The 21,557-nt window shown below is 63.5% G+C and carries 24 protein-coding genes and 1 pseudogene; 16 read left to right on the top strand and 9 right to left on the bottom strand.

The window, feature by feature from the left end:
* Positions 1-4: 4 nt before the first annotated feature.
* Complete coding sequence (locus tag LB543_RS16795) at positions 5-1,639, bottom strand: tetratricopeptide repeat-containing sulfotransferase family protein (RefSeq protein WP_224614829.1); 1,635 nt, start codon at positions 1,637-1,639, stop codon at positions 5-7.
* Positions 1,640-1,832: 193 nt separating this feature from the next.
* On the opposite strand from LB543_RS16795, the pseudogene LB543_RS16790 reads away from it, so the two are divergent.
* A pseudogene (locus LB543_RS16790) lies at positions 1,833-2,167 on the top strand (NADPH-dependent oxidoreductase); the annotation flags it as partial.
* A 15-nt stretch (positions 2,168-2,182) separates the two neighbouring features.
* Here LB543_RS16790 and LB543_RS16785 read toward each other — a convergent pair.
* A complete protein-coding gene (locus LB543_RS16785; RefSeq protein WP_224614828.1) occupies positions 2,183-2,587 on the bottom strand; it encodes a Kazal-type serine protease inhibitor family protein in 405 nt (134 codons plus the stop codon).
* A 583-nt stretch (positions 2,588-3,170) separates the two neighbouring features.
* On the opposite strand from LB543_RS16785, the gene LB543_RS16780 reads away from it, so the two are divergent.
* The 3 genes from LB543_RS16780 to LB543_RS16770 all read left to right on the top strand — a co-directional run bounded on the left by LB543_RS16780 (position 3,171) and on the right by LB543_RS16770 (position 4,541).
* Positions 3,171-3,383 carry a cold-shock protein gene (locus tag LB543_RS16780; protein WP_006202520.1) on the top strand — a complete coding sequence of 71 codons (213 nt, stop codon included), beginning with the start codon at positions 3,171-3,173 and terminating at the stop codon, positions 3,381-3,383.
* 318 nt (positions 3,384-3,701) lie between these two features.
* Positions 3,702-3,914: a cold-shock protein gene (locus tag LB543_RS16775; protein WP_008877668.1), complete on the top strand. Its 213-nt coding sequence runs from the start codon at positions 3,702-3,704 to the stop codon at positions 3,912-3,914.
* Positions 3,915-4,106: 192 nt separating this feature from the next.
* The gene (locus tag LB543_RS16770; protein WP_224614827.1) at positions 4,107-4,541 is read left to right on the top strand and encodes a BA14K family protein; all 435 of its coding nucleotides are present in this window, start codon (positions 4,107-4,109) and stop codon (positions 4,539-4,541) included.
* A 100-nt stretch (positions 4,542-4,641) separates the two neighbouring features.
* On the opposite strand, the gene LB543_RS16765 is transcribed toward LB543_RS16770, so the two are convergent.
* The 3 genes from LB543_RS16765 to LB543_RS16755 all read right to left on the bottom strand — a co-directional run bounded on the left by LB543_RS16765 (position 4,642) and on the right by LB543_RS16755 (position 6,776).
* Complete coding sequence (locus LB543_RS16765; RefSeq protein WP_140810374.1) at positions 4,642-5,280, bottom strand: MBL fold metallo-hydrolase; 639 nt, start codon at positions 5,278-5,280, stop codon at positions 4,642-4,644.
* Between the two features lie 137 nt (positions 5,281-5,417).
* Positions 5,418-5,735: a hypothetical protein gene (locus tag LB543_RS16760; protein ID WP_224595768.1), complete on the bottom strand. Its 318-nt coding sequence runs from the start codon at positions 5,733-5,735 to the stop codon at positions 5,418-5,420.
* Positions 5,736-5,882: 147 nt separating this feature from the next.
* A complete protein-coding gene (locus LB543_RS16755) occupies positions 5,883-6,776 on the bottom strand; it encodes a branched-chain amino acid aminotransferase (protein WP_224595766.1) in 894 nt (297 codons plus the stop codon).
* 260 nt (positions 6,777-7,036) lie between these two features.
* Here LB543_RS16755 and LB543_RS16750 point away from each other — a divergent pair, with 260 nt between their 5' ends.
* The 4 genes from LB543_RS16750 (at position 7,037) to LB543_RS16735 (ending at position 11,120) form a co-directional block, all read left to right on the top strand.
* Positions 7,037-7,570 carry a MarR family winged helix-turn-helix transcriptional regulator gene (locus LB543_RS16750; protein WP_181178647.1) on the top strand — a complete coding sequence of 178 codons (534 nt, stop codon included), beginning with the start codon at positions 7,037-7,039 and terminating at the stop codon, positions 7,568-7,570.
* Positions 7,557-8,276, top strand: a complete 720-nt coding sequence (locus LB543_RS16745; protein ID WP_140759369.1) for a response regulator — start codon at positions 7,557-7,559, stop codon at positions 8,274-8,276. The genes LB543_RS16750 and LB543_RS16745 overlap by 14 nt, the downstream gene beginning before the upstream one ends.
* Positions 8,277-8,422: 146 nt before the next feature.
* Complete coding sequence (locus LB543_RS16740) at positions 8,423-9,838, top strand: ATP-binding protein (protein ID WP_140810376.1); 1,416 nt, start codon at positions 8,423-8,425, stop codon at positions 9,836-9,838.
* 259 nt (positions 9,839-10,097) lie between these two features.
* The gene (locus LB543_RS16735) at positions 10,098-11,120 is read left to right on the top strand and encodes a glycosyltransferase family 4 protein (protein ID WP_224614826.1); all 1,023 of its coding nucleotides are present in this window, start codon (positions 10,098-10,100) and stop codon (positions 11,118-11,120) included.
* Between the two features lie 243 nt (positions 11,121-11,363).
* Here the strand turns inward: LB543_RS16735 and LB543_RS16730 are convergent, their stop codons facing one another.
* The 3 genes from LB543_RS16730 to LB543_RS16720 form a co-directional block, all read right to left on the bottom strand.
* Positions 11,364-11,723 carry a tRNA-binding protein gene (locus LB543_RS16730; protein ID WP_224595760.1) on the bottom strand — a complete coding sequence of 120 codons (360 nt, stop codon included), beginning with the start codon at positions 11,721-11,723 and terminating at the stop codon, positions 11,364-11,366.
* A gap of 16 nt (positions 11,724-11,739) precedes the next feature.
* A complete protein-coding gene (locus tag LB543_RS16725) occupies positions 11,740-12,240 on the bottom strand; it encodes a YbjN domain-containing protein (protein ID WP_027143347.1) in 501 nt (166 codons plus the stop codon).
* A gap of 319 nt (positions 12,241-12,559) precedes the next feature.
* Positions 12,560-12,862, bottom strand: a complete 303-nt coding sequence (locus LB543_RS16720; protein WP_027143348.1) for an accessory factor UbiK family protein — start codon at positions 12,860-12,862, stop codon at positions 12,560-12,562.
* A gap of 212 nt (positions 12,863-13,074) precedes the next feature.
* Here LB543_RS16720 and LB543_RS16715 point away from each other — a divergent pair, with 212 nt between their 5' ends.
* From LB543_RS16715 to LB543_RS16685, 7 genes are all read left to right on the top strand, one after another.
* Positions 13,075-13,317 (top strand): BrnA antitoxin family protein, encoded by a 243-nt coding sequence (locus tag LB543_RS16715; RefSeq protein ID WP_140810380.1) that lies wholly within the window; start codon positions 13,075-13,077, stop codon positions 13,315-13,317.
* 127 nt (positions 13,318-13,444) lie between these two features.
* Positions 13,445-14,305, top strand: a complete 861-nt coding sequence (gene lgt / locus LB543_RS16710; RefSeq protein ID WP_224614825.1) for a prolipoprotein diacylglyceryl transferase — start codon at positions 13,445-13,447, stop codon at positions 14,303-14,305.
* Positions 14,302-15,390, top strand: coding sequence for a class I SAM-dependent methyltransferase (locus LB543_RS16705; protein WP_224614824.1), 1,089 nt, complete (start codon positions 14,302-14,304; stop codon positions 15,388-15,390). Before lgt ends, LB543_RS16705 begins: the two co-directional genes overlap by 4 nt.
* Positions 15,391-15,493: 103 nt before the next feature.
* On the top strand, positions 15,494-16,288 hold the full coding sequence (pgeF, locus tag LB543_RS16700) for a peptidoglycan editing factor PgeF (RefSeq protein WP_224614823.1): 795 nt from the start codon (positions 15,494-15,496) through the stop codon (positions 16,286-16,288).
* Positions 16,288-17,439 (top strand): M24 family metallopeptidase, encoded by a 1,152-nt coding sequence (locus LB543_RS16695; RefSeq protein ID WP_140810384.1) that lies wholly within the window; start codon positions 16,288-16,290, stop codon positions 17,437-17,439. The genes pgeF and LB543_RS16695 overlap by 1 nt, the downstream gene beginning before the upstream one ends.
* 43 nt (positions 17,440-17,482) lie before the next feature.
* Complete coding sequence (locus LB543_RS16690; RefSeq protein ID WP_224614822.1) at positions 17,483-18,118, top strand: hypothetical protein; 636 nt, start codon at positions 17,483-17,485, stop codon at positions 18,116-18,118.
* Between the two features lie 155 nt (positions 18,119-18,273).
* Entirely contained in the window at positions 18,274-19,209 is a 936-nt protein-coding gene (locus LB543_RS16685) for a ribose-phosphate pyrophosphokinase (protein WP_140758465.1), read from the top strand.
* A gap of 8 nt (positions 19,210-19,217) precedes the next feature.
* On the opposite strand, the gene LB543_RS16680 is transcribed toward LB543_RS16685, so the two are convergent.
* Positions 19,218-20,114, bottom strand: a complete 897-nt coding sequence (locus LB543_RS16680; protein ID WP_224614821.1) for an AraC family transcriptional regulator — start codon at positions 20,112-20,114, stop codon at positions 19,218-19,220.
* 139 nt (positions 20,115-20,253) lie between these two features.
* Between LB543_RS16680 and LB543_RS16675 the strand changes: the two genes are divergently transcribed.
* Positions 20,254-21,495 carry an MFS transporter gene (locus LB543_RS16675; RefSeq protein ID WP_224614820.1) on the top strand — a complete coding sequence of 414 codons (1,242 nt, stop codon included), beginning with the start codon at positions 20,254-20,256 and terminating at the stop codon, positions 21,493-21,495.
* The last annotated feature ends 62 nt before the right edge of the window (positions 21,496-21,557 follow it).

Genomic DNA, 21,557 nt, shown 5'->3' with positions numbered 1-21,557 from the left:
CTGCTCAGTCCAGTCTATCCAGCAGCGGCTTCAGCCGGTCGCCATAACGCTTCCACAGATCGACCGAGCCCTGGTACATCGGCTGGCGCACCTGCGCGGCCGATGCCGTGCGTACCGGCCGGTCGGTCTGGTGGAACGACAGCACGGCATCGTCCCACGGCAGGCCGAGATAGTCGATCAGCGCCCGGCTCTGCCCGTCCTGGTCGGCGACGAAATCCTCGTAGCGCACATCGTGCACGACGCCGGGCAGCACCTTGTGCCAATGCGCCATGATGTCGGTATAGAGATTGTGGAAATCGGCGAGCTCGCCGAGGTCATAGCCATAGCGGTGGCTGTCGCCGCGGAAATGCACCTTGTAGATCGACAGGCATGTCGCCGCCGCATCGCGGGCGCAATGGATGATTTTTGCCTTCGGCAGCATCATGTGGATGAAGCCGATGAGCAGGAAGTTGCCCGGCATCTTGTCGGTGACGTGGCGCATATGCGGATAGCGGGCATGGAGCATGTCGAGATAGGCCTGCCCCGCCTCGGCGAAATCCGTATCGTCCGTATCGGCCACGCCCCAGGGAAAGCCGCCCTGCATGTTCGACGGGAACTGCCTGCCGACCGCCGTCTTCAAGATACCGAGCTCGCCCGCGCCATAGACTTGTGCGTGGCTGGCGATGATCTGTTCGACCAGCGTCGTACCTGAACGCGGCATGCCGACGACGAAGATCGGCGCGTCGTCGGTGATCGGGCTTGGTCTGTGCTTTTCGAAGAAGCCGGCATCGAACACCGTCTTCATCGCCTCGAATTCGGCGCGCGTCTTCACCGGATCATAGTCGATGCCCTTGCGGCGGATGGCATTGCCCTCGGCGAAGTAGTCGAAAGCCTTGCCATAATCCTTGAGATCGTCATTTGCCTTGCCGAGGCCAAACGACAGCTGCATGCGTGCCAGGCTGTCCTGAGGCGCCTTGGCGTGCTGTGCCTCCATGCCGGCCAATTCGGCATCGCGCTCCTTCTGGCGCTTGACCTGAGACAGCATCAGCCACGCGCGGGCCATCGGGGGATGGATCGCCACCGCCTGCCGGAACAGGTCGGCCGCCTCGTCGAGCTTGCCCTTCTCCATCAGCCCGACGCCCAGGCCGTGCAGCAGGTCCGCATCCTTGGGCCGGATGGCCAGTGCCTCCTGGAAGACAGCCAGCGCCTCGTCGAGGCGTCCGGCCTCCTGCAGGGTTTCGGCAAGCCCGATACGCGCGCGCGCGCGGAATGGATTGCGCTGCACCGTGCCGCGATAGATATCCTCGGCCTCATCGAACCGGCCGATCTGCTTCAGCGACGAGCCGAGATTGTCGCGCGCCGCGAGCTGCTCCGGCCGCAGATCCACCGCACCGCGGAAGAAATCGATCGCCGCCGTGACACGGCCGAGATCCCGCATCACCGTGCCGAGATTGTTGAGGAAGTCGGGGTTCGTCGGCTGCAGCTGAACCGACTGTTCCAGGAAATCCATGCCTTCTTCGCTACGCCCGGTCTGGTGCAGCAGCAACCCCAGGAAATGCGCCGCGGCCGCATGTTTGGGCTGACGCGCCAGCACCTGCCGGTAGATCGCCTCGGCCTCTTGCCGGCGCCCGGCCTGATGCAGTTGCAGCGCCTGCTGCACATACTGGTCGAGGCCCAGCGGCGGCTGGCCTCCCGCGCCAGACTTGGCCGCGCCAGACTTGGCTCCCGCACCCGCCGCTCTTCTCTGATCTCTGTTGATGGGACACCTGCCGTGTTTATACGCCTGCGGGACCTAAGCCATGCCGGGGAGAGATTCAAGTGTGTGGCCCGTCGCGCGAACGGTCAGGACTGTCCGCGTCATGGAACGCATGGAAGCCTTTCTGGACGAGACCGACGACAAGCGCCGCATGCCGGCCGCCGGCAAGGTGGCGCTGGTGGCGACCGTCGGCAACGAGGATGGCGCGCGTCATTGCCATGCGGAATGCTTCCAGGCGCTGAACGACGTTGGCTTCACATCCCCGCCAATGGCGGCGCCTACTGGGTCGGCGACGCCATGGGCGACGTCAACTATGTCGACCTGCCGAAAACCCCAAAGGCGGTCGCCGGCATGGTCGAGATGGCGGCGTCGAATGCGGCTCACCTGGCAGCCCTGCTGAAGAGCAAGGCCTATGTCGGCGCGGATGGGTGAGGCGTTCCTACCCTCTCAGCACGGCCCGTCGCCGACGATGCGGTAGTCCGAGGCACGGGCCTCGCAGGCATTGGGGAAGGTGCGCATTTCGCCATGCCGACGGCCGCATACCGGCGCGTATTCGCGGGTGCAGAAGGTCTGCTCGCCGCCGCCACCACCGCCGTCGCGGCAGGGACCGTCGCGCACGATGCGGTAACCCGCCCGGTCGGCAAGGCAGGCATTGGCGAAGGTCTGGCGATCTCCGCCGCGCCGGGCGCAGACCGGCTCGTACTGCTTGGTGCAGAATTGCGGCTCGGGGCGCGGTGGACGCGGCCGCGGTCCCGGTCCGTCATCGACGACGACCGTACAGGCGGCAAGAATTGCCGACAGGAACAGGACGGTAAAACCCTGTCGTGAAAAGATGGCCGCAAGAAACCTCATGATCGTCTCTCCCTCGATCCCCGTCCCGGTGCATACCGCCCAAGACTGCCTGGCGGTTCACTGATAATGATATCGATCAAAACAGGATTTAAATCAGTCGCCTATGGCATGATCCTCGCCATTCCACTGCCAATTGCAACCCCGTTCGCGGCCTCTATCGGGAAATGACGGCGGGATCAGCCACGACCCCGCCGCGTCGCCGGCAATCATCGCTTCTGGCCCATGCATGACCGGGGCTGTGGGCCGATGACCCCTCGGGCAACGAGGCCTATCTGCGGCCGGTCGACGCTCTGATCGGTCGATTTTTGCGTCGGGATGCGCTCATGGCGGCGGCCCGCGGCGCTGTCTTGCAACCTTCACGTTTCCGTGCGATAAATTCTGTGTTCGGGCATTTGCGACCCGGAGAGCGGAACGTTTTGGACGACCTTTCCCCGATACTGTGAATCTCTGACGGCCCCGTTTTTCGGCGGGGGGTTTGACCATGCGCCAATGCATGACTGCCGAAAGCAACCACCAGGAACTGCCCTCGACGCCAGGTGGCGGGCAGGACCACCAAGACTGAACGGGTGAAGGAGTTTCCCCAATGGCCCAGACCGGCACCGTTAAATTCTTCAATGCGACCAAAGGCTTCGGTTTCATCACGCCCGACGGCGGCGCCAAGGACGTGTTCGTCCATATTTCAGCGATCGAGGCCTCGGGCCTGCGCACGCTCGTCGACGGCCAGAAGGTCACCTTCGATGTCGAGCCGGACCGCATGGGCAAGGGCCCGAAGGCGGTCAACCTGCGCGCAGCCTGAGCGATCGGCGCGCCGCACATCCCAGGCGGATGGGCGAACGAGGAGCTTGACCAGCAGCTTGGGCAGGCAGACAGATTTTGAAAGGCGCGGCGGTTTTCGTCGCGCCTTTTTCATGACGCGGTGCAGCATAAACGCATGTCATCGGGAAGTTCATCCGGTCCGGGCCAATGACACGCGTCATAACAAGCACTTAAAGCGCGACGTGCTTTAAGTGCCCGCAAAACTTTCACTTGCCGATAGCGCTAAAATAAAGGACAAATTTCCACTCGGGCATTTGCCGGCCCGAGACTGGAGTTTATGGGATCAAAGGAGCTTCCCATGCCGCAGACCGGCACCGTCAAATTCTTCAACCATGCCAAGGGCTTCGGCTTCATCACACCCGATGATGGCGCGAAGGATGTCTTCGTGCATATTTCGGCCGTGCAGGCGTCGGGTCTTCCCGGTCTCGAAGATGGGCAGAAAGTGACATTCGACACCGAGCCGGACAAGCGCGGCAAGGGACCGAAGGCCGTCAACCTGTCGGTCGGCTGAGCCGGCTTCAAACCGGCGCCGGCGCCCGCAGGTCGGGCCCACGCTCCGAGGTTGCGGCTTTTGACGCCGTGAAGAACGCGTGCGGTTAAATTTTCGTTCAGCCCCCGTTCAGCCACGGTCCCATATTAGTCGTTTGTAAAGCCGGACCGCATCCCCTGCAGAACTGCACGGTCCGGTACGAAGGAGACCAAGATGAACCGTATTTTCAAGACAGCCGTGCTGTCCGCCGCCGTGGTCGCCACGACGCTGGGGACCTTTTCGGCGGCCAATGCCGATGACTGGCGCCGCTGGCACCATCACGGCCATGGCAATGGCGACGCTGTGGCAGCCGGCGTTCTCGGCCTTGCCGCCGGCGCGCTGATCGGTGGCGCGTTGGCCATTGACCGGCCGCCGCCCGAGTCCGACCGTTATTACAATGACGGCTATTACGATCGTGACGTGCGGATACGCCCGGCCCCGGTCCGCCGCTACTACGTGGAACCGCAGGTCGTCTATGCCGACCGCTATGCCGAACCGTGGACGCGCGGCTGGTACGAGTACTGCTCGGACCGATACCGCTCCTTCAATTCCCGCACCGGCACCTTCACCGGCAGTGACGGCGAACAGCATTTCTGCACCGCCAACTGAGGCTTCCCTGCCCCAAACAAAAAAGCGCCGACCGCAAGGCCGGCGCTTTTTTTGTTGTCAGCTTGCTGGGCCTTCAAACGCAGGTGCGGTCAGACCTCCTTCAGGTCAAAAACGGGTTCGTCCGCCGTTCCTCGCCGAAGCGCCCGCCCGGACCGTGACCGCAAATGAAGCCGATGTCGTCGCCAAGCGGCAACAGCTTGTCCTTGATCGAGGCGATGAGTGCCGCATGGTCGCCGCCCGGCAGGTCGGTGCGGCCAACCGAACCGCGAAACAGGACGTCGCCGACATGGGCGAATTTGGCGGCCCGATTGTAATAGACGACATGGCCGGGCGCGTGGCCGGGGCAATGCAGCACCTCGAACACATGGCCGCCAAACGACACTGTCTCGCCTTCGGTGAGAAACCGGTCGGGCACGCAATTGCGCACGCCCTCGATGCCGTAGCGCCTGCCCTGGTTTTCCAGATTGTCGAGCAGCACCTTGTCGGCGTCATGCGGGCCGATGATCTCGATGCCGAGTGCTTCCTTCAACTCCATGGCGCCTCCGGCATGGTCGATATGGCCATGCGTGATCCAGATCGCTTCGGCCGTGATCGCATTGTCCTTCAATACCGCCAGCACCTTATCGATGTCGCCGCCGGGATCGACCACCACGCCGTGCTTGTCGTCCATGTCGAACAGGATGGTGCAGTTCTGCTGGAACGGTGTGACCGGCACGATGCCGGCATTGAGCTGACCCATGATCGTCCTTTCGCTGTGTCAGCGGTGATGTAGAGGCGTGGGCCTGGAGCGTCCAGCCCCGCAAAGGCGAACGGCCGGTCGCCGCAAAAGAAATGGGCGGCCGAAGCCGCCCATTTTGCCAGCCCGAGATTGCAGGCTCATTTCTTCATGGCGCCCATGACCGCGCCGAGAATGCCGGTCAGGATCGCGCCGCCGCCGGCGCCACCGACGATGTTCTGCAGGTTGAGCGCGCTGCCGAGACCGCTCGTCGCCGCCGCGGCTGCATCAGGACTGATCGCGCCGTGGCCGAGCAGGCTGCCGAGGATCGCCGCGCCGCCGACACCACCAATGGCACCGCCCAGGATTTTGGGAAGCTGCCCCATCGCCGCCGTCTTGATAGCCGCGCCTACCGCCTGACCACCGATGATGCCCGTAATGATCTGAACGATGATCGGAAGAAGCGTGTTCATGTCCATATGATTAGTCCCTCCATAGCTGCCAGCCTCCCGGGCCGACACCATCATGAGAGACGCCGAATTTGATGAAAGTCAAATGCACAAACGCTGAAATAAAAGGGGCGGCCCGAAAACCGCCCCTGCTTGCCCGAAAAGCTGTGACTATCGTTATTCTGCGGCGATAGCATGCTTGGGTTGAACGGCGATAGAATAGTCGTTCATGAGATTCTTGGCGATCTCGCCAACTTCGAATCGGTAAGGGCCGATCTCCGAAACCGGGGTTACTTCCGCTGCGGTTCCTGTCAGGAAGCACTGCTCGAACCCTTCGAGTTCTTCCGGCATGATGGCGCGTTCGATGATCTCCAGGCCGCGATCCCTGGCGAGACCGATGACCGTGCGGCGGGTGATGCCGTCGAGGAAGCAGTCGGGCTTGGGCGTGTGGATCTTGCCGTCCTTGACGAAGAAGATGTTGGCGCCGGTCGCTTCCGCGACCTGGCCCCGCCAGTCGAGCATCATCGCGTCGGCATAGCCCTTGGCCTCGGCGGCATGCTTGGACATGGTGCAGATCATGTAGAGGCCCGCCGCTTTCGACTTCGACGGCGCCGTGCGCGGGTCGGGCCGGCGCCATTCCGCCACATCGAGGCGGATGCCCTTCAGCTTCTGAGCCGGGTCGAAATAGCTTGGCCATTGCCAGATGGCGATCGCGACATTGATGCGGTTGTTTTGCGCCGAAACGCCCATCTGCTCGCTGCCGCGCCAGGCGATAGGCCTGACATAGGCGTCCTGGAAGCCCTGCTTCTTCAGAAGCGTGGTCGAGGCGTCGTTGAGCTCGGCCACCGAATAGGGAATCTTGAAGCCGAGCAGGCGCGCCGATTCATGCAGCCGCTCGGTATGCTCGTTGAGCTTGAAGATCTCGCCGCCATACGCGCGCTCACCCTCGAAGACCGCGCTGGCGTAGTGCAGGCCATGGGTCAGCACGTGAATCTTGGCCTCGCCCCACGGGACGAACTCGCCATTCATCCAGATGAAGCCGTCCAGTTGATCGAAAGGAACGGATGCCATGGTAACCTCCCGCGGACCTCGGCCCGCATATCTCAGTGTCGTTGCATGTTCTTTTTGGCCGCGCCATGTGATTGGAGACGCCGGCCGGTGTCTCGAAGCGTAAGCGGATAATCGCGCCCTGGCAAACTCAGGAAGTTCCGGAAAAACCGGCCTGCCTTGCCTTTTCGTTCGCAATCCGCCCAAAAGCTTGTCAAAAATTACCATTGCAGGGAAATTACGTCAATAGTACTGACATAATCTCCCGTTCCCATGGAGAAATGATGACGGATAAAAACCCAGCCGCCGGAGAACCGATCAGGACCGCGATCACCAGCGAGGACGGCATCGATTTCGCCATCATCGAACTCTTCTTCTTCGCCTATCGCGACTTCACCTCCGATCCCGATCAGATCCTGGCCGATTACGGTTTCGGCCGCGCCCACCACCGCGTGCTGCATTTCGTCAACCGCCGGCCGGGCCTGACCGTCGCCGAACTGCTCGACGTGCTGAAGATAACCAAGCAGAGCCTGGCGCGCGTGCTCAAGCAATTGATCGACACCGATCACGTCGTGCAGCTGCAGGGTCCGCGCGACCGCCGCCAGCGCGAACTCTATCCGACGGCCAAGGGCCGTGCGCTGGCGCTGGCGCTGGCGCGGCCACAGTCGCGCCGCATCCGTGCTGCATTGGAAGATTGCGGCGCCGCCGAACGGACCTTGGTGGAACGCTTCCTCGAAGCGATGGTCAATCCGGAACTGAGAGCTCAGATCGACGTTGGGTCCGCAAAAATGTCAGGGAAAAGCCATGGAGAGCACTGAGAGGATCGACCAGGCGGCCGCACCGGACGACGACGCGCCGCATCTGCTCGTGGTCGACGACGACACCCGTATCCGCAATCTTCTCAAGCAGTATCTGACCGAAAACGGCTTTCGCGTCACCGTCGCCGGCAATGCCGGCGAGGCCCGCCGCAAGCTCGCCGGCCTCGACTTCGACCTGCTTGTGCTCGATGTCATGATGCCGGGAGAAAGCGGCGTCGATCTCACCAAGGCGCTGCGCGCCGAGAAGAACGTGCCGATCCTGATGCTGACGGCCCTGTCGGAGACCGACAACCGTATCTCGGGACTCGAAGCCGGCGCCGACGACTACCTGCCCAAGCCCTTCGACCCGCGCGAGTTGATCCTGCGCATCAACAACATCCTGCGCCGCGGCGGCCCGGCGGCGACGCCCAAGGTCGAACAGCTGGTGTTCGGTCCCTACACCTTCCAGATCGCCAGGCGCGAACTGAAGCGCGGCGGCGAAGCGCTGAAGCTGACCGACCGCGAACAGGAGATCCTGGCGATCTTCGCCGCGCGCGCCGGCGAAACCATCCCCCGCCACGAGCTGGTCGGCGACGATTCGGAAGTCGGCGAGCGCACCATCGACGTCCAGATCAACCGGCTGCGCCGCAAGATCGAGCGCGATCCGTCCAATCCGGTCTGGTTGCAGACCGTGCGCGGTATTGGGTATCGGCTCAGCGTGGAATAGAATGCCGGCGGCGGCCCAAGGGCATGATCCCGAAAAGTGGGAACCGGTTTTCGGAAAAGATTGTGCTCCAACAAAGAGTTAGATCAGGATGACGATTCGGCCAAACGTCATGCTGGTCTAATACCGCCGACGGATGAAAAGAGCCAATGGCGACCACGGAACTGGAAGAGCCGGACAATGACGGCTTGAGCGCACGCGCCACGCGGACGCTCAAGGCGGTGCCGCGCATCTGGAACCGGTTCTGGCGCCTCGTTTCGCTTTACATGCCCAAGCGCCTCTATGCGCGCTCATTGATCATCGTCATCGCGCCGATGATCCTTTTGCAGTCGGTCGTCGCCTTCGATTTCATGGAGCGCCACTGGGCAACCGTGACGCAGCGCCTGTCGCAGGCCACCGTGCGCGACATCGCCGCCATCATCGACTTGATCGAGACCTACCCGCACGACGCCGACTACGCCAGCATCATCCGCATCGCGCAGGACCGCATGCAGCTGAAGGTCGATCTCCTGCCGCCCGATCCGCTGCCGCCGCCCGGTCCAAAACCGTTCTTCTCGATCCTCGACGATGTTCTCTCCGCCGAGATTACCCGCCAGATCAACCGCCCATTCTGGATCGACACGGTCGGCAATTCCAACATCGTCGAGGTCCGCGTCCAGCTCGAGAACAAGGTGCTGCGCGTCTTCGTGCGCCGCAGCCAGGCCTATGCCTCCAACACCCATATCTTCCTGATCTGGATGGTCGGCACCTCGCTGGTGCTCCTGATGATCGCCATCCCCTTCCTGCGCAACCAGATCCGGCCGATCCTGGCACTTGCCGAGGCCGCCGAAAGCTTCGGCAAGGGCCGGCCGATGCCGCGCGATTTCCGCCCGCGCGGGGCTGAAGAGGTGCGCCGCGCCGGCTTTGCCTTCATCCAGATGCGCGAGCGCATCGAGCGCCAGATCGAGCAGCGCACGGCCATGCTGACCGGTGTCAGCCATGATCTTAGGACCATTCTCACCCGCTTCAAGCTGCAGCTGGCGCTGGCCGGCGGCAAGGCCGAGACCAAGGCGGCGCTGGACCAGGACATCGAAGACATGCAGTCGATGCTGGAAGGCTATCTCTCCTTTGCCCGCGGCGAGGCCTCGGAGGATCCGGGACGTTTCGATCTCGAAGCCTATTTCCAGAAGCTCGGCGAGGAAGCGGGCTTGCGCAAATGCAAGCTGTCGACAACGCTTTCCGGCGATCCGACCGTGCATGTGCGGCCGAACGCCTTCGCGCGGCTGTTGTCCAACATCATCGGCAATGCCTTCCGCTATGCCCGCACCGTCGAGGTCACCGCCAACCATGGCCGTGGCTCGCTTCTGGTCACCATCGACGACGATGGGCCAGGCATTCCGGCCGACAGGCGCGAAGACGTGTTCAAGCCCTTCGTGCGCCTCGATGAAGCCCGTAACCTCGACGCCAGCGGTACCGGGCTCGGCCTGTCGATCGCCCGTGACATCGCCCGCAGCCATGGCGGCGACATCACGCTCGACGACAGTCCGATGGGCGGCCTGCGCGTCGTAATCAAGGTTCCGGCCTGATTTCTATTTGACTAGCCGAGCATGATCTTGGCTAAAAACCGGTTTCGACTTTTCGGGATCACGGTCTGCTTCATCCGCCCGTCATGAAACCATGGTCAAGAGCGCGCATGAAGCGTGCGACCGCATTTGATTCGTCCTTGCCGCCTCACTTTGAGCCCGTGCCCGCCAAGGTGCGCTGGAGCGAAGCGAGGGCGGCCGCCTGGTCCCCGTTCCGGCATCGTTTCAAGGCAACCGCGGACATCCGGAGCAAAGGGCCGCCATGCGCATATTGATGGTCACCGACGCCTGGCGCCCACAAGTCAACGGCGTCGTCCACACGCTGGAGCGGCTCACCGAGACCTTGAAGTCCTTCGACGTCGCGGTCGAGTTCCTGACCCCGAACATCTTTCGCACCCTGCCCTTGCCGACCTACCCCGACATCCGCCTGGCGCTGACCACCCCCCGCCATGTCGCGCGCCTGATCGACGGCTACAAGGCCGACCACGTCCACATTGTCACCGAGGGACCACTGGGCATCATGGCGCGGCGCTATTGCCGCAATGCCGGCCGGCCGTTCACCACCAGCTACCACACCCGCTTTCCCGAATATCTCAGCGCCCGCCTGCCGGTACCGGAGAGCTGGGCCTATCGCTGGCTGCGTGATTTCCACAATTCAGGCCAAGGCACGCTGGTCGCCACGCAGTCGCTCGCCGACGATCTCACGGCGCGCGGCTTCAACAAGCTCAGGCCGTGGACGCGCGGCGTCGACACTGAGCATTTCCACCCTGACAAGCGCAAGGACCTCGGCTTCCCCGGCCCGGTCTTCCTTTGCGTCGGCCGTGTCGCCGTCGAAAAGAACCTCTCCGCCTTCCTCGATCTCGACCTGCCCGGCAGCAAGGTGATCGTCGGCGAGGGTCCGGAGCTTGCCAAGCTCAAGACAAAATACCCCCAGGCGCATTTTCTCGGCCATCGTCCCAATGACGAACTGGCCGAAATCTACGCCTCGGCCGATGTCTTCGTCTTCCCCAGCCGCACCGACACTTTCGGCAATGTCATCATCGAGGCACTGGCCAGCGGCACGCCAGTCGCCGCCTATCCGGTGACCGGGCCTATAGACATCGTCGGAGACGGCTTTGGCGGCGCGGTGTCGAACGATTTGCGCCAGGCGTCGCTCGCCGCACTCAACGTCGACCGCGCCCAGGCCCGCGAACGCGCCATGCGCTACAGCTGGAAGGCCTGCGCGGAAATGTTCCTCGACGCGGTCGAGGAAGCGCTGGGAACGACGCGCAAGCTGGCGGCCTGAGCAGAGGCTGGTGCTGCCGAAATATCCGATATGCTGGCGGGCCAGCGCCCCCCTCTGTCCTGCCGGACATCTCCCCCTCGAGGGGGGAGATTGGCAGCTTTACCGACAGCGCTTTCTCTTTCAACGTTGGAAATTGGCGAAAGCCGAAATGACGTCCGATCTCCCCCCTGGAGGGGGAGATGTCCGGCAGGACAGAGGGGGGCGCCAAGGAACGAGGCGCTATTCTGTTTGGCTCCAGAACGCCTAAAACAAACGCCCGCCGTCCGGGACCTTGCGCTCGATGGCGCCCAACACGACGGCACCCTCTTCATCGGGAAAACCGAGCGTCAGCACTTCCGACATGAACGGACCGATCTGGCGCGGCGGGAAATTGACCACCGCGAACACCTGGCGGCCGATCAAGGTCTCGGGCGTATAGTATTTGGTGATCTGCGCCGACGACTTCTTGATGCCGATCTCGGCTCCGAAATCGATCTTCAGCTTGAAGGCCGGCTTGCGCGCCTCCGGAAACGGCTCGGCCTCGACGATCGTGCCGGCGCGGATGTCGACACGATCGAAATCGGCGAAGCTGATCTCGGGCTTGCGCTCGTTGCTCGAACTCATGTCGAACGCTTCTTGCTCAGGCGTTGCCGAAGGTCTCGAACAGCACGCCGGCCAGCGCGTCCTTGGCCGAGGTTCCCGACCAGACGACGAACTGGAAAGCCTGGAAATAGCACTCGCAGGCTTCCAGCGCCGAGGACAAGAGCACCTCGACTTGCTGGCTCGACGGTTCGACCCCGCCGGCCAGGAGCAGCGACTGGCGGAACATGATCGCGCCTTCCTGCTCCCAGAGGTCGAAATGGCCGAACAGCATCTGTTCGTTGATCAGCGACAACAGCCGCATCACTTCCAGCGTGCGGGTTTCCGGCACCTTGATGTCGAAGGCGCAGGCGAGATGCAGCGCCTCGAAATCCTCCATCCACGAGAAGGACACGTGATAGTCGGTCCAGCTGCCGGCGACCGAGATCGAGATTTCGTCGTCGCCGGCCCGTTCGAAGGACCAGTCATTGTTGTGGGCCACCTGCTCGATCACATCCACCGGATGGATTTCGCGGGAAAATTCGAGTTCGAGAAGTTCCATGGAATGCTTCCTGTGTTCAGGGGGAGCGCCACACGCTCCGCGGGGCACACACGACGAACAATCTTGTCTAGAACTCGGACGGCCGGGACTTCTCGACGCAAAGACCCCAGACCGGACCCCACCGCCCGGCGCATGACCCCTGTTCCGAATCATGCAACAAATTCAGTCTATTGATCGGGAGTCGCGTGAACAGCCCAATTTTTCGCACTGCGTCATTCGCATGTGGAAAGGTGCCTGTCACAAAGAGTCACGCAATGCCGGTAAGCGATTCACGGCAAAGCGATTTTCAGGCTGGTGCTTTGTGGAAAAGTTTAACGAATTATTTTTTCGGCTTGGGCTTCGCCGGAGCCGCCGGTGTGGCCTGACCGGTCAGTTCGGCGATCCTGGCCTCGAGCGTCTCGATGCGCTCGGCGAGCCTGCCGTTCTCTTCTCTCGCCTTGGCCGCCATCTCGCGCGCAGCCTCGAACTCCTCGCGCTGCACGACATCCATGGAGTTGAGGATGCGTTCCGCCTGGCCCTTAAAGGCCGTCTCCACCTCGCGCCGCACACCTTGAGCGGCACCGGCGGCGTCGGTCATCAGCTTGGCGAATTCATCGAGAATGCGGTTCGGTCCGGTCGACATGGCAAATCCTCGCTTGCTTGATTGGAATTAGTGACGTGGCGCGAGGAATGCAAGAACGTTGAAGCTAGCTGCGGCGGCTGCGTTGCTATGGCGCACAGCCGCATGGTGAGCGCCACGCCCTTCCGAACGGCTCCGAAGCTGTACTTAGTGGTGGCAAGTCGCCTATTATGACGCCCTCTCTCCCCTTCAGGCACGTTCAATCAGGATAACCAATGGCAACACCCCCGCGCCGACCGACAAATCCGATGGAAGCCGCTGAAGCTGTCTTCAAGCCAGTCAAGAAGCCGGCCGCGGCTCCGCCACGCGAACCCTCCACCACTCCGAATGTCCGCGAGCTTGTCTCGATCAGGATCGACCGGGCCGTGCTCGATCATTTCCAGGAAGATGGTCCCGGCTGGCAGGACAGGATCAACGACGCCTTGCGTAATGTGGTGGCCGGCAAGCCCAGGGGTTGAGGACGTCCGTCCGCGCGATGGACCTTGAAGCGATCCTGTTTACGGACCATGGACGGCCGTGACCTTGCCTTGACCCTGCCAAAACCCTGCCGCATGGTCCGCGCCGATCGCAACCGAGAGCTTTCCGTTGAACGAGTATTTCCTGCTGCCGTTGGCTTCGCTGCCTTTCCCGAACATCAACCCGATCCTCATCCAGATCGGGCCGCTGGCGGTGCACTGGTACGGCATCGGTTACATCGTCGGCATCCTGTTTGCCTGGTGGTATGCCAAGCGGCTCGCCGCCAATCCGAAACTCTGGTCCGACGGCGTCCTGCCGATGAAGCCGGAGGATCTCGACGATTTCATCGTCTGGGCGGCCATCGGCGTGGTTTTGGGCGGCCGCACCGGCTATGTCCTGTTCTACGACCTGTCGCGCTATATCGCCCATCCGCTCGATATCTTCGCCGTCTGGCAAGGCGGCATGTCCTTCCATGGCGGCCTGCTCGGCGTCATCCTGGCCATGACGCTGTTTTCCTTTAAGCGCGGCATCCGCACCTGGTCTCTGTTCGATGTCGTGGCAGCCGGCGTGCCGGTCGGCCTTGGCCTCGTGCGCGTCGCCAACTTCATCAACTCCGAGCTCTGGGGACGGCCTACTGATGTGCCCTGGGCGATCGAATTCCCCAATGGCGGTCCGTTCACCCGCCATCCAAGCCAGCTCTACGAAGCCTTGCTCGAAGGGCTGGTGCTGTTTCTCGTGCTGCGCATCCTCACCCACTCGCGCCTCAAGCTGAAGACGCCGCGCTTCGTCGGCGGCGCTTTCATCTGCGGCTACGGCCTGTCACGCATCTTTGTCGAGTTCTTCCGCGAACCCGACCAGCAGCTCGGCTATCTCCTCGGCACCAACTGGCTGACCATGGGCATGATCCTGTCGACGCCGATGGTGCTGGCCGGAATCTGGGCGATGGCGACAGCCAAGCCAGTGATCCAAACGCAACAGCAAGCGACATGACGCGACTGAAATCCCGCATCGTCGACCTGATCGAGGCGGTTGGCCCGATGCCCGTCAACGAATACATGGCGCTGTGCCTGTGCGATCCGCGCGACGGCTACTACACGACACGCGAACCGTTCGGCGCGGCCGGCGACTTCATCACCGCGCCGGAGATCAGCCAGATGTTCGGCGAACTCGTCGCCATCTGGTTTTACCAGGCCTGGGCAGCGATCGGCCAGCCGATGCCGGTCACCATCGCCGAGATCGGCCCCGGCCGCGGCACGCTGATGAAGGACATGCTGCGCACCTTGTCGCGGCTCGATCCGGCCTTGGCCAATGGCGCCGCCATCGCCATGATCGAGACCAGCCCGCGCCTGACGGAAATCCAGAAACAGACGCTCGGCGCGACACCATTCGCTGTTTCCTGGCACGAGGTCGTCGGCACGCTGCCGCGGCAGCCGCTGCTGATCGTCGGCAACGAACTGTTCGATGCCGTGCCCATCCGCCAGTTCGTCCGCGCCGGCGCCGAGTGGCGCGAGCGCATGGTCGGCCTGGACGACGCGGACAATCTTTGCTTCTTCGCCGGCGTCGGCTCCGTCGACCCGACGCTGCTGCCCAGGGATGCAGTCGACGCGCCGCAAGGGGCGATCGTCGAAATCGCGCCGGCCCGCACGGCCCTGATGGCGGCGATCGCCGAGCGCATAGCCGGCGACGGCGGCGCCGGACTGTTCCTCGACTACGGGCATCTGCAGCCCGGTGTCGGCGACACGCTTCAGGCCCTGCGCCGGCACAATCACGAAGATGTGCTGGCCAGTCCCGGCGAAGCGGACCTTACCTCCCATGTCGATTTCGCCGCCCTTGCAGCGATCGTGCGCGCGCACGGTCTCGACACCTATCTGTCGACACAGGGCAATTTCCTGCTCGGCATGGGCATTCTGGAGCGCGCCGGCCAGTTGGGCGCGGATGCCGGCCAGCCGGCACGCGACGAGATATCGGATGCCGTCGAGCGCCTCGCCGGCCCGCAAGCCATGGGTGAACTCTTCAAGGTCCTCGCCATCGTTCCGCGCGGCATCTCCGTCAGGCCCTTCGCCACGGCGGATTGACTTTTCATCGCTACCCCTCCCAATCTCCCGTCCGGTAAAAGAGCGGCCGGACCGCCGGCCGCTTTTCCTTGACGAAACCGCCCACACGGACAACAACGCCCGCATGCTGAATCAGACCAAACCGGATCCCGTTCGGTCGCCGCTGCTGGACCAGGCGCAGGCACAAGGCATCCGTCACGGCTATTTCACCCGCATCGGCGGCGTCTCCACGGGCATCTACCAAGGCCTCAACATCGGCACCGGGTCGGATGACGACCAGGCGCTGGTGGCGCAGAACCGGGCTCGCGTCGCCGCCTGGATGGGCGTGCCCGCAAGCCATCTGTTGACCGCCTGGCAGATCCATTCGCCCGACGTCGTCATCGCCAGGGAACCCTTCGCGGGCGAGCGGCCCAAGGCCGATGCCATCGTCACCGACAGGCCGGGCATCGCCATCGGCGCCTCGACCGCCGACTGCGGCCCGGTTCTGTTCGCGGATACCGGCGCGCGCATCATCGGCGCCGCGCATGCCGGCTGGAAAGGCGCTTTCACGGGCGTGCTCGAAAACACCATTGCCGCCATGGAAAGCCTCGGCGCCCGTCGCGAAAACATCGTCGCCGTGCTCGGGCCTTCGATCGGCCCCGACAATTACGAAGTGGGGCCGGAATTCGTCGCCCGCTTCGTCGGTGCCGACAGTGAGAATGCGCGGTATTTCGTGCCTTCGGCACATGCCGGCCATTCGATGTTCGACCTCAACCGCTATACGATCGACCGGCTGGCCAGGGCCGGAGTGACGGCCGATGGCCTTGGCCGCTGCACCTATGCCGAGGAAGATCTGTTTTTCTCCTACCGGCGCACCACGCACCGCAAGGAGCCCGATTATGGCCGGCAGGTTTCGGCAATCGTTTTGGAGAAGGTATAATGGTGCTGCATTTTGAACGATCGGAATTCGACGCGCGGCGCGACCGGCTGATGATCGAGATGGCCGAGAAGAAGCTCGACGCCATCCTGCTATTCGCGCAGGAAAGCATGTACTGGCTGACCGGCTACGACACGTTCGGCTTCTGCTTCTTCCAGTGCCTGGTGGTGAAGGCCGACGGCTCCATGGTGCTTCTGACCCGCTCGGCCGATCTGCGCCAGGCGCGCCACACCTCGATCATCGACAACATCGTGCTGTGGACCGACCGCGACGGCGCCAATCCGGCGGTCGACCTGCGCAACCTGCTCAACGAACTCGACCTGCTCGGCGCCCGCATCGGCGTCGAATACGACACCCACGGCCTGACCGCCTTTAATGGCCGCCGCCTGGACGAGCAGTTGCAGACCTTCGGCCAGATTGCCGATGCTTCCGGCATCGTCGGGCGGCTGCGCCTGTTCAAGAGCCCGGCCGAGGTCGCCAAGGCGGAAAAGGCCGCCAATCTTTCCGACGACGCGCTGGACGCGGCGCTGCCGCTGATCAAGCAGGGCGGCGACGAAGCGCTGATCCTCGCCGCCATGCAGGGCGCGATCTTCGCCGGTGGCGGCGACTACCCGGCCAACGAGTTCATCATCGGCTCCGGCGTCGATGCGCTGCTGTGCCGCTACAAGGCCGGCCGCCGCAAGCTCACCAAGAACGACCAGCTGACACTCGAATGGGCCGGCGTCTTCCATCATTACCATGCGCCGATGATGCGCACGGTGCTGACCGGCAAGGTCTCCAAGCGCCATCAGGAGCTGTTCGACGCGGCGCGTGCAGCGCTTCTGGCCGTCGAAAAGGCGATGACGCCCGCAAACACCTTCGGCGACGTGTTCGACGCCCACGCCCGCACCATGGAAGCGCACGGCTTGACCAAGCACCGGCTGAACGCCTGCGGCTATTCGGTCGGCGCCCGCTTCACGCCGTCCTGGATGGACATGCCGATGTTCTACCAGGGTAATCCCGAGCCGATCGCGCCGAACATGACGCTGTTTGCCCACATGATCATCATGGATTCCGAGACCGAGACGGCGATGACGCTTGGCCGCACCTACCTGACCACCGAATCCCAGCCGAAGCCGCTGTCCCGCCATGATCTCGACTTGATCGTGCAGTGAATCCACAATGGGAGACGTTCTTCGCCAAGGAGTTAGAAGGCAAATGAGACGATCGCATGTGACGACCGTGTCATTGCTTGTGGCATTGGCTTTGACCGCCTGCACCAACGCAAAGGACGTCCTCGAACCTTCCGCCATCACCCCGCCGGCGGCTTCGGCACAGCCCGCACCCGCCACGCAAGGCAGCGCTGCGGGCACCGTTCCAGCCCCGGCGCCGGCCGCGACGGCCACCACGACGGCGGGCGCACCCGCCGCCGCGCCCGTCCCCTCCGCCCAGGCCGCCGCCATCCTGTCGAAGACCCGGCTGCAGATCGCGCCGATCGTCGGCGCTTCGGTGGAAGCCGCCACGCCGCTGACGGCGGAACTGCAGACACGCGCCAAGCAGCGCGGCATCACGCTGGCCGGAAGCCAGGACCAGACCGCTACCCACGTGCTCAAGGGCTACTTCTCGGCGATGACGGAGGGCAAGGACACCACCGTCATCTATGTCTGGGACGTCTACGACCCCTCCGGTAACCGGCTGCACCGCATCAACGGCCAGATGAAGGCGCCTTCGACCAATTCCGGCGGCAGCGCGGGCGCCGACAGCTGGAAGTCGGTCTCGCCGGCCACCATGCAGGCGATCGCCGACCAGACCATCGATCAGTTCGCGGCCTTTCTTAGCGGCAAGGCGAGTTGAGGTGTTGCCAGTCGGTGATGCCGAACAGTTTTCCTGGACTTAGCCGGCGGATTCACGATCTCGGTGCTTGCAATACCAGCGCGGGCCGCTAAAAGCCCGGTTAAAAGGCGCAGGAGAGTCCGCCGGACCTCTCCGTCCTCCACCAGGAACGGTGCATGAAACTCTTCGCGGGCAATTCCAACAGGGTGCTGGCCGAAGCGGTCGCCCGCTATCTCAACATCCCGCTGGGCAAGGCCAGTGTCAGGCGCTTCGCCGACCAGGAAATCTTCGTCGAAATCCAGGAAAATGTGCGCGGCGAGGATGTCTTCATCCTGCAGTCGACTTCCTTTCCGACCAACGATCACCTGATGGAATTGCTCATCATGATCGACGCCTTCATGCGCTCGTCGGCCAAGCGCATCACGGCGGTTATTCCCTATTTCGGCTACGCAAGGCAGGATCGCCGCGCTTCCGGGCGCACGCCGATCTCGGCCAAGCTGGTCGCCAACATGATCACCCGCGCCGGCGTGGACCGGGTTTTGACGCTGGATCTCCATGCCGGCCAGATCCAGGGCTTCTTCGACATCCCGACCGACAATCTGTTCTCGGTGCCGGTGATGGCCCGCGACGTCAAGGCTAAGTACAAGCAGCTCGGCAATGTCGTGGTGGTGTCGCCCGATATTGGCGGCGTGGTGCGTGCCCGCGCTCTGGCCAAGCGCTTCGACGCGCAACTCGCCATCGTCGACAAGCGCCGTGAGCGTCCGGGCGAATCGGAAGTCATGAACATCATCGGCGCCGTCGCCGGCAAGGATTGCCTTTTGATCGACGACATCGTCGATTCCGGCGGCACGCTGTGCAACGCCGCCGACGCGCTGCTGGCCAACGGCGCCACCAGCGTCACCGCCTACATCACCCACGGCGTGCTGTCGGGCGGCGCGGTCGCCCGCATCAGCGCCTCGAAGCTGCAGGAACTGGTGATCACCGATTCCATCCAGCCGACGCAGGGCGTGCTCGACGCGCCCAACATCCGCGTCATCTCGATCGCCGACCTGATGGGCGAAGCCATTTCGCGCACGGCGACCGAGGAATCGGTGTCGAGCCTGTTCGACTGAAAAGCCGGTTACCCCTGCGGCAAGGCCGAGGGTGCCGGGGCTTCTAACCGGGCCGGGGCTCGGCGCATGCCTTCGCCGGCATCACGCGCGCCGCGCATATAGCCGCGCGGCGAGGAACCCAGCATGCGCTTGAACATGGTGATGAAGGCCGGCACGCTGTCATAACCGAGATCCAGCGCCACCCGGGTGATCGGCTCGCCATCGGCGAGCCTCGGCAGCGCCGCGAACAGGCAGGCCTGCTGGCGCCAGGTCGACAGCGACAGGCCGGTCTGGCGCTGGAAGGCGCGCGTGAAGGAACGCCTGCTCATGCCGACGGTATCGGCCCATTCGTCGATCGTTGCGTGTGGTGAGGGTGCGGCGACGAAACGCCGGCAGAGCGTCGCCAGCTTGGGATCGGACGGGAACGGCAGGCCGAGCGGCCGCTCCGGCAATTGCGGGATCTCATGCAGGAGAAGGCTCATGATCAACCCGCCCCGCCCTTCCAGTTCGCCGCCTTGCGGCAGCTTCTCGGATTCCACGATCAGGCTGTGCATCAGGTCGGTGATGCCGACCACGCGCATGCCCTCCGGCAGGCCCGGGATCGCCTGCGGCATGACATAGACGGAGCGCATCGAGACATCGCCCAGCATCTCGACGGAATGTTCGATGCCGGCCGGAATCCACATCGCATGGTCCGGCGGCACCATCCAGCGCCCATGCCGCGTCGTCACCAGCACGACGCCGACCAGCGCGTGTAGCAACTGGCTGCGGCTGTGGTGGTGGTGCGGCACGTGATAGCCGTCCGGATATTCGGTCGGCAACACCACCGCCGGCCCGACCGCCTGCTCGAGCCACTGCCAACGCAACCCGTGCAATTGCTCGAGATCGGTGTGGCCGGCGCCGAAAATCTCCCTGGTTTTTGGCATTCGGTATGGCCCACTCGCGAAACTATTGGACCAAACCACGAAAGAAGTCGCTTGGCAACCGGACTATAAGGCTGCCTGCGGGAAGCCCCGCCACGTCGCCTGCGGGGACAACCCGCCAAAAAAGACTACGGAGCCTATCTTGACCGATACGACAGCCAGCAGCGTCGCGACACAAGCGACCGCCAGTCACGCTTCAGCCCAGGCGACGGCCTTCACCGTCATCCTGGCGGTGAGCCTCTGCCACTCCATCAACGACATCATGCAGTCGCTGCTATCGGCCATCTATCCGCTTCTGAAAGACAATTACGGCCTCGACTTCTGGCAGATCGGCTTGTTGACCTTCACCTTCCAGGTGACGGCATCCCTGCTGCAGCCGATCATCGGCGCGGTTACCGACAAGCGGCCGATGCCTTATTCGCTGCCCTGGGGCATGGCGTCCTCGCTGATCGGCCTGGTCGTGCTGGCCTATGCCGGACACTACTATCTGCTCCTGATCGGTGCCTCGCTGATCGGCATCGGTTCGGCGATCTTCCATCCGGAATCCTCGCGCATCGCCCGCTTCGCATCCGGCGGCCGGTTTGGCCTTGCGCAGTCGCTGTTCCAGGTCGGCGGCAATTTCGGCCAGTCCATGGGTCCCTTGCTGGCCGCCTTCATCGTCGTGCCCTTCGGCCAGACCAGCATCGCCTGGTTCGCCGTCGGCTCGCTGATCGGCATCGTCATCCTGTGGCAGGTCGGCGGCTGGTACAGCCGCCTGCGCGCCGCGCAGGGCAATCGCAAGACGGCAAGCTTCGTCTCGCCCTTCCCGCGCCGGAAGGTGATGTGGGCATTGGCGGTGCTGACCTTGCTGGTGCTGACCAAGAACGCCTACATCGCCAGCCTCGCCAGCTACTACACCTTCTATTCCATCCATAAGTTCGGCGTTTCGGTGCAGATGTCGCAGGTCATGCTGTTCCTCTTCCTCGGCTCTTCGGCGCTGGGCATCCTGCTCGGCGGCCCGTTCGGCGACCGCTATGGACAAAAGGCGATGATCTGGTTCTCGATCGTCGGCGTCCTGCCCTTCACGCTGGCGCTCCCCTACGCCAACATGGAATGGACGATGGTGCTGACCGTGCTGATCGGCCTGATCCTGTCGTCGGCCTTCTCCAACATCGTCGTCTTCGCGCAGGAACTGGTGCCGGGGCGTGTCGGCATGATCGCCGGCATCTTCTTCGGTTTCGCCTTCGGCGTCGGCGGCATCGCGGCCGCCGTGCTTGGCGTCGTCGCCGACATGAAGGGCATCGACTTCGTCTTCCAGATCTGCTCGTACCTGCCGTTCCTGGGACTGCTGACGGTGTTCCTGCCCAACATGAAGGAAGCCCGGAAGGCGCGAGCAACCGCTTAAGTCATCCGAGCTGTATCCAGGCAAAGGCACCGGCCTCACGGCGGGTGCCTTTGCCGTTCAGG

The sequence above is a fragment of the Mesorhizobium sp. ESP7-2 genome (assembly GCF_020164715.1).
GTDB lineage: Bacteria > Pseudomonadota > Alphaproteobacteria > Rhizobiales > Rhizobiaceae > Mesorhizobium.
This window is presented reverse-complemented; position numbering and strand designations above follow the sequence as displayed.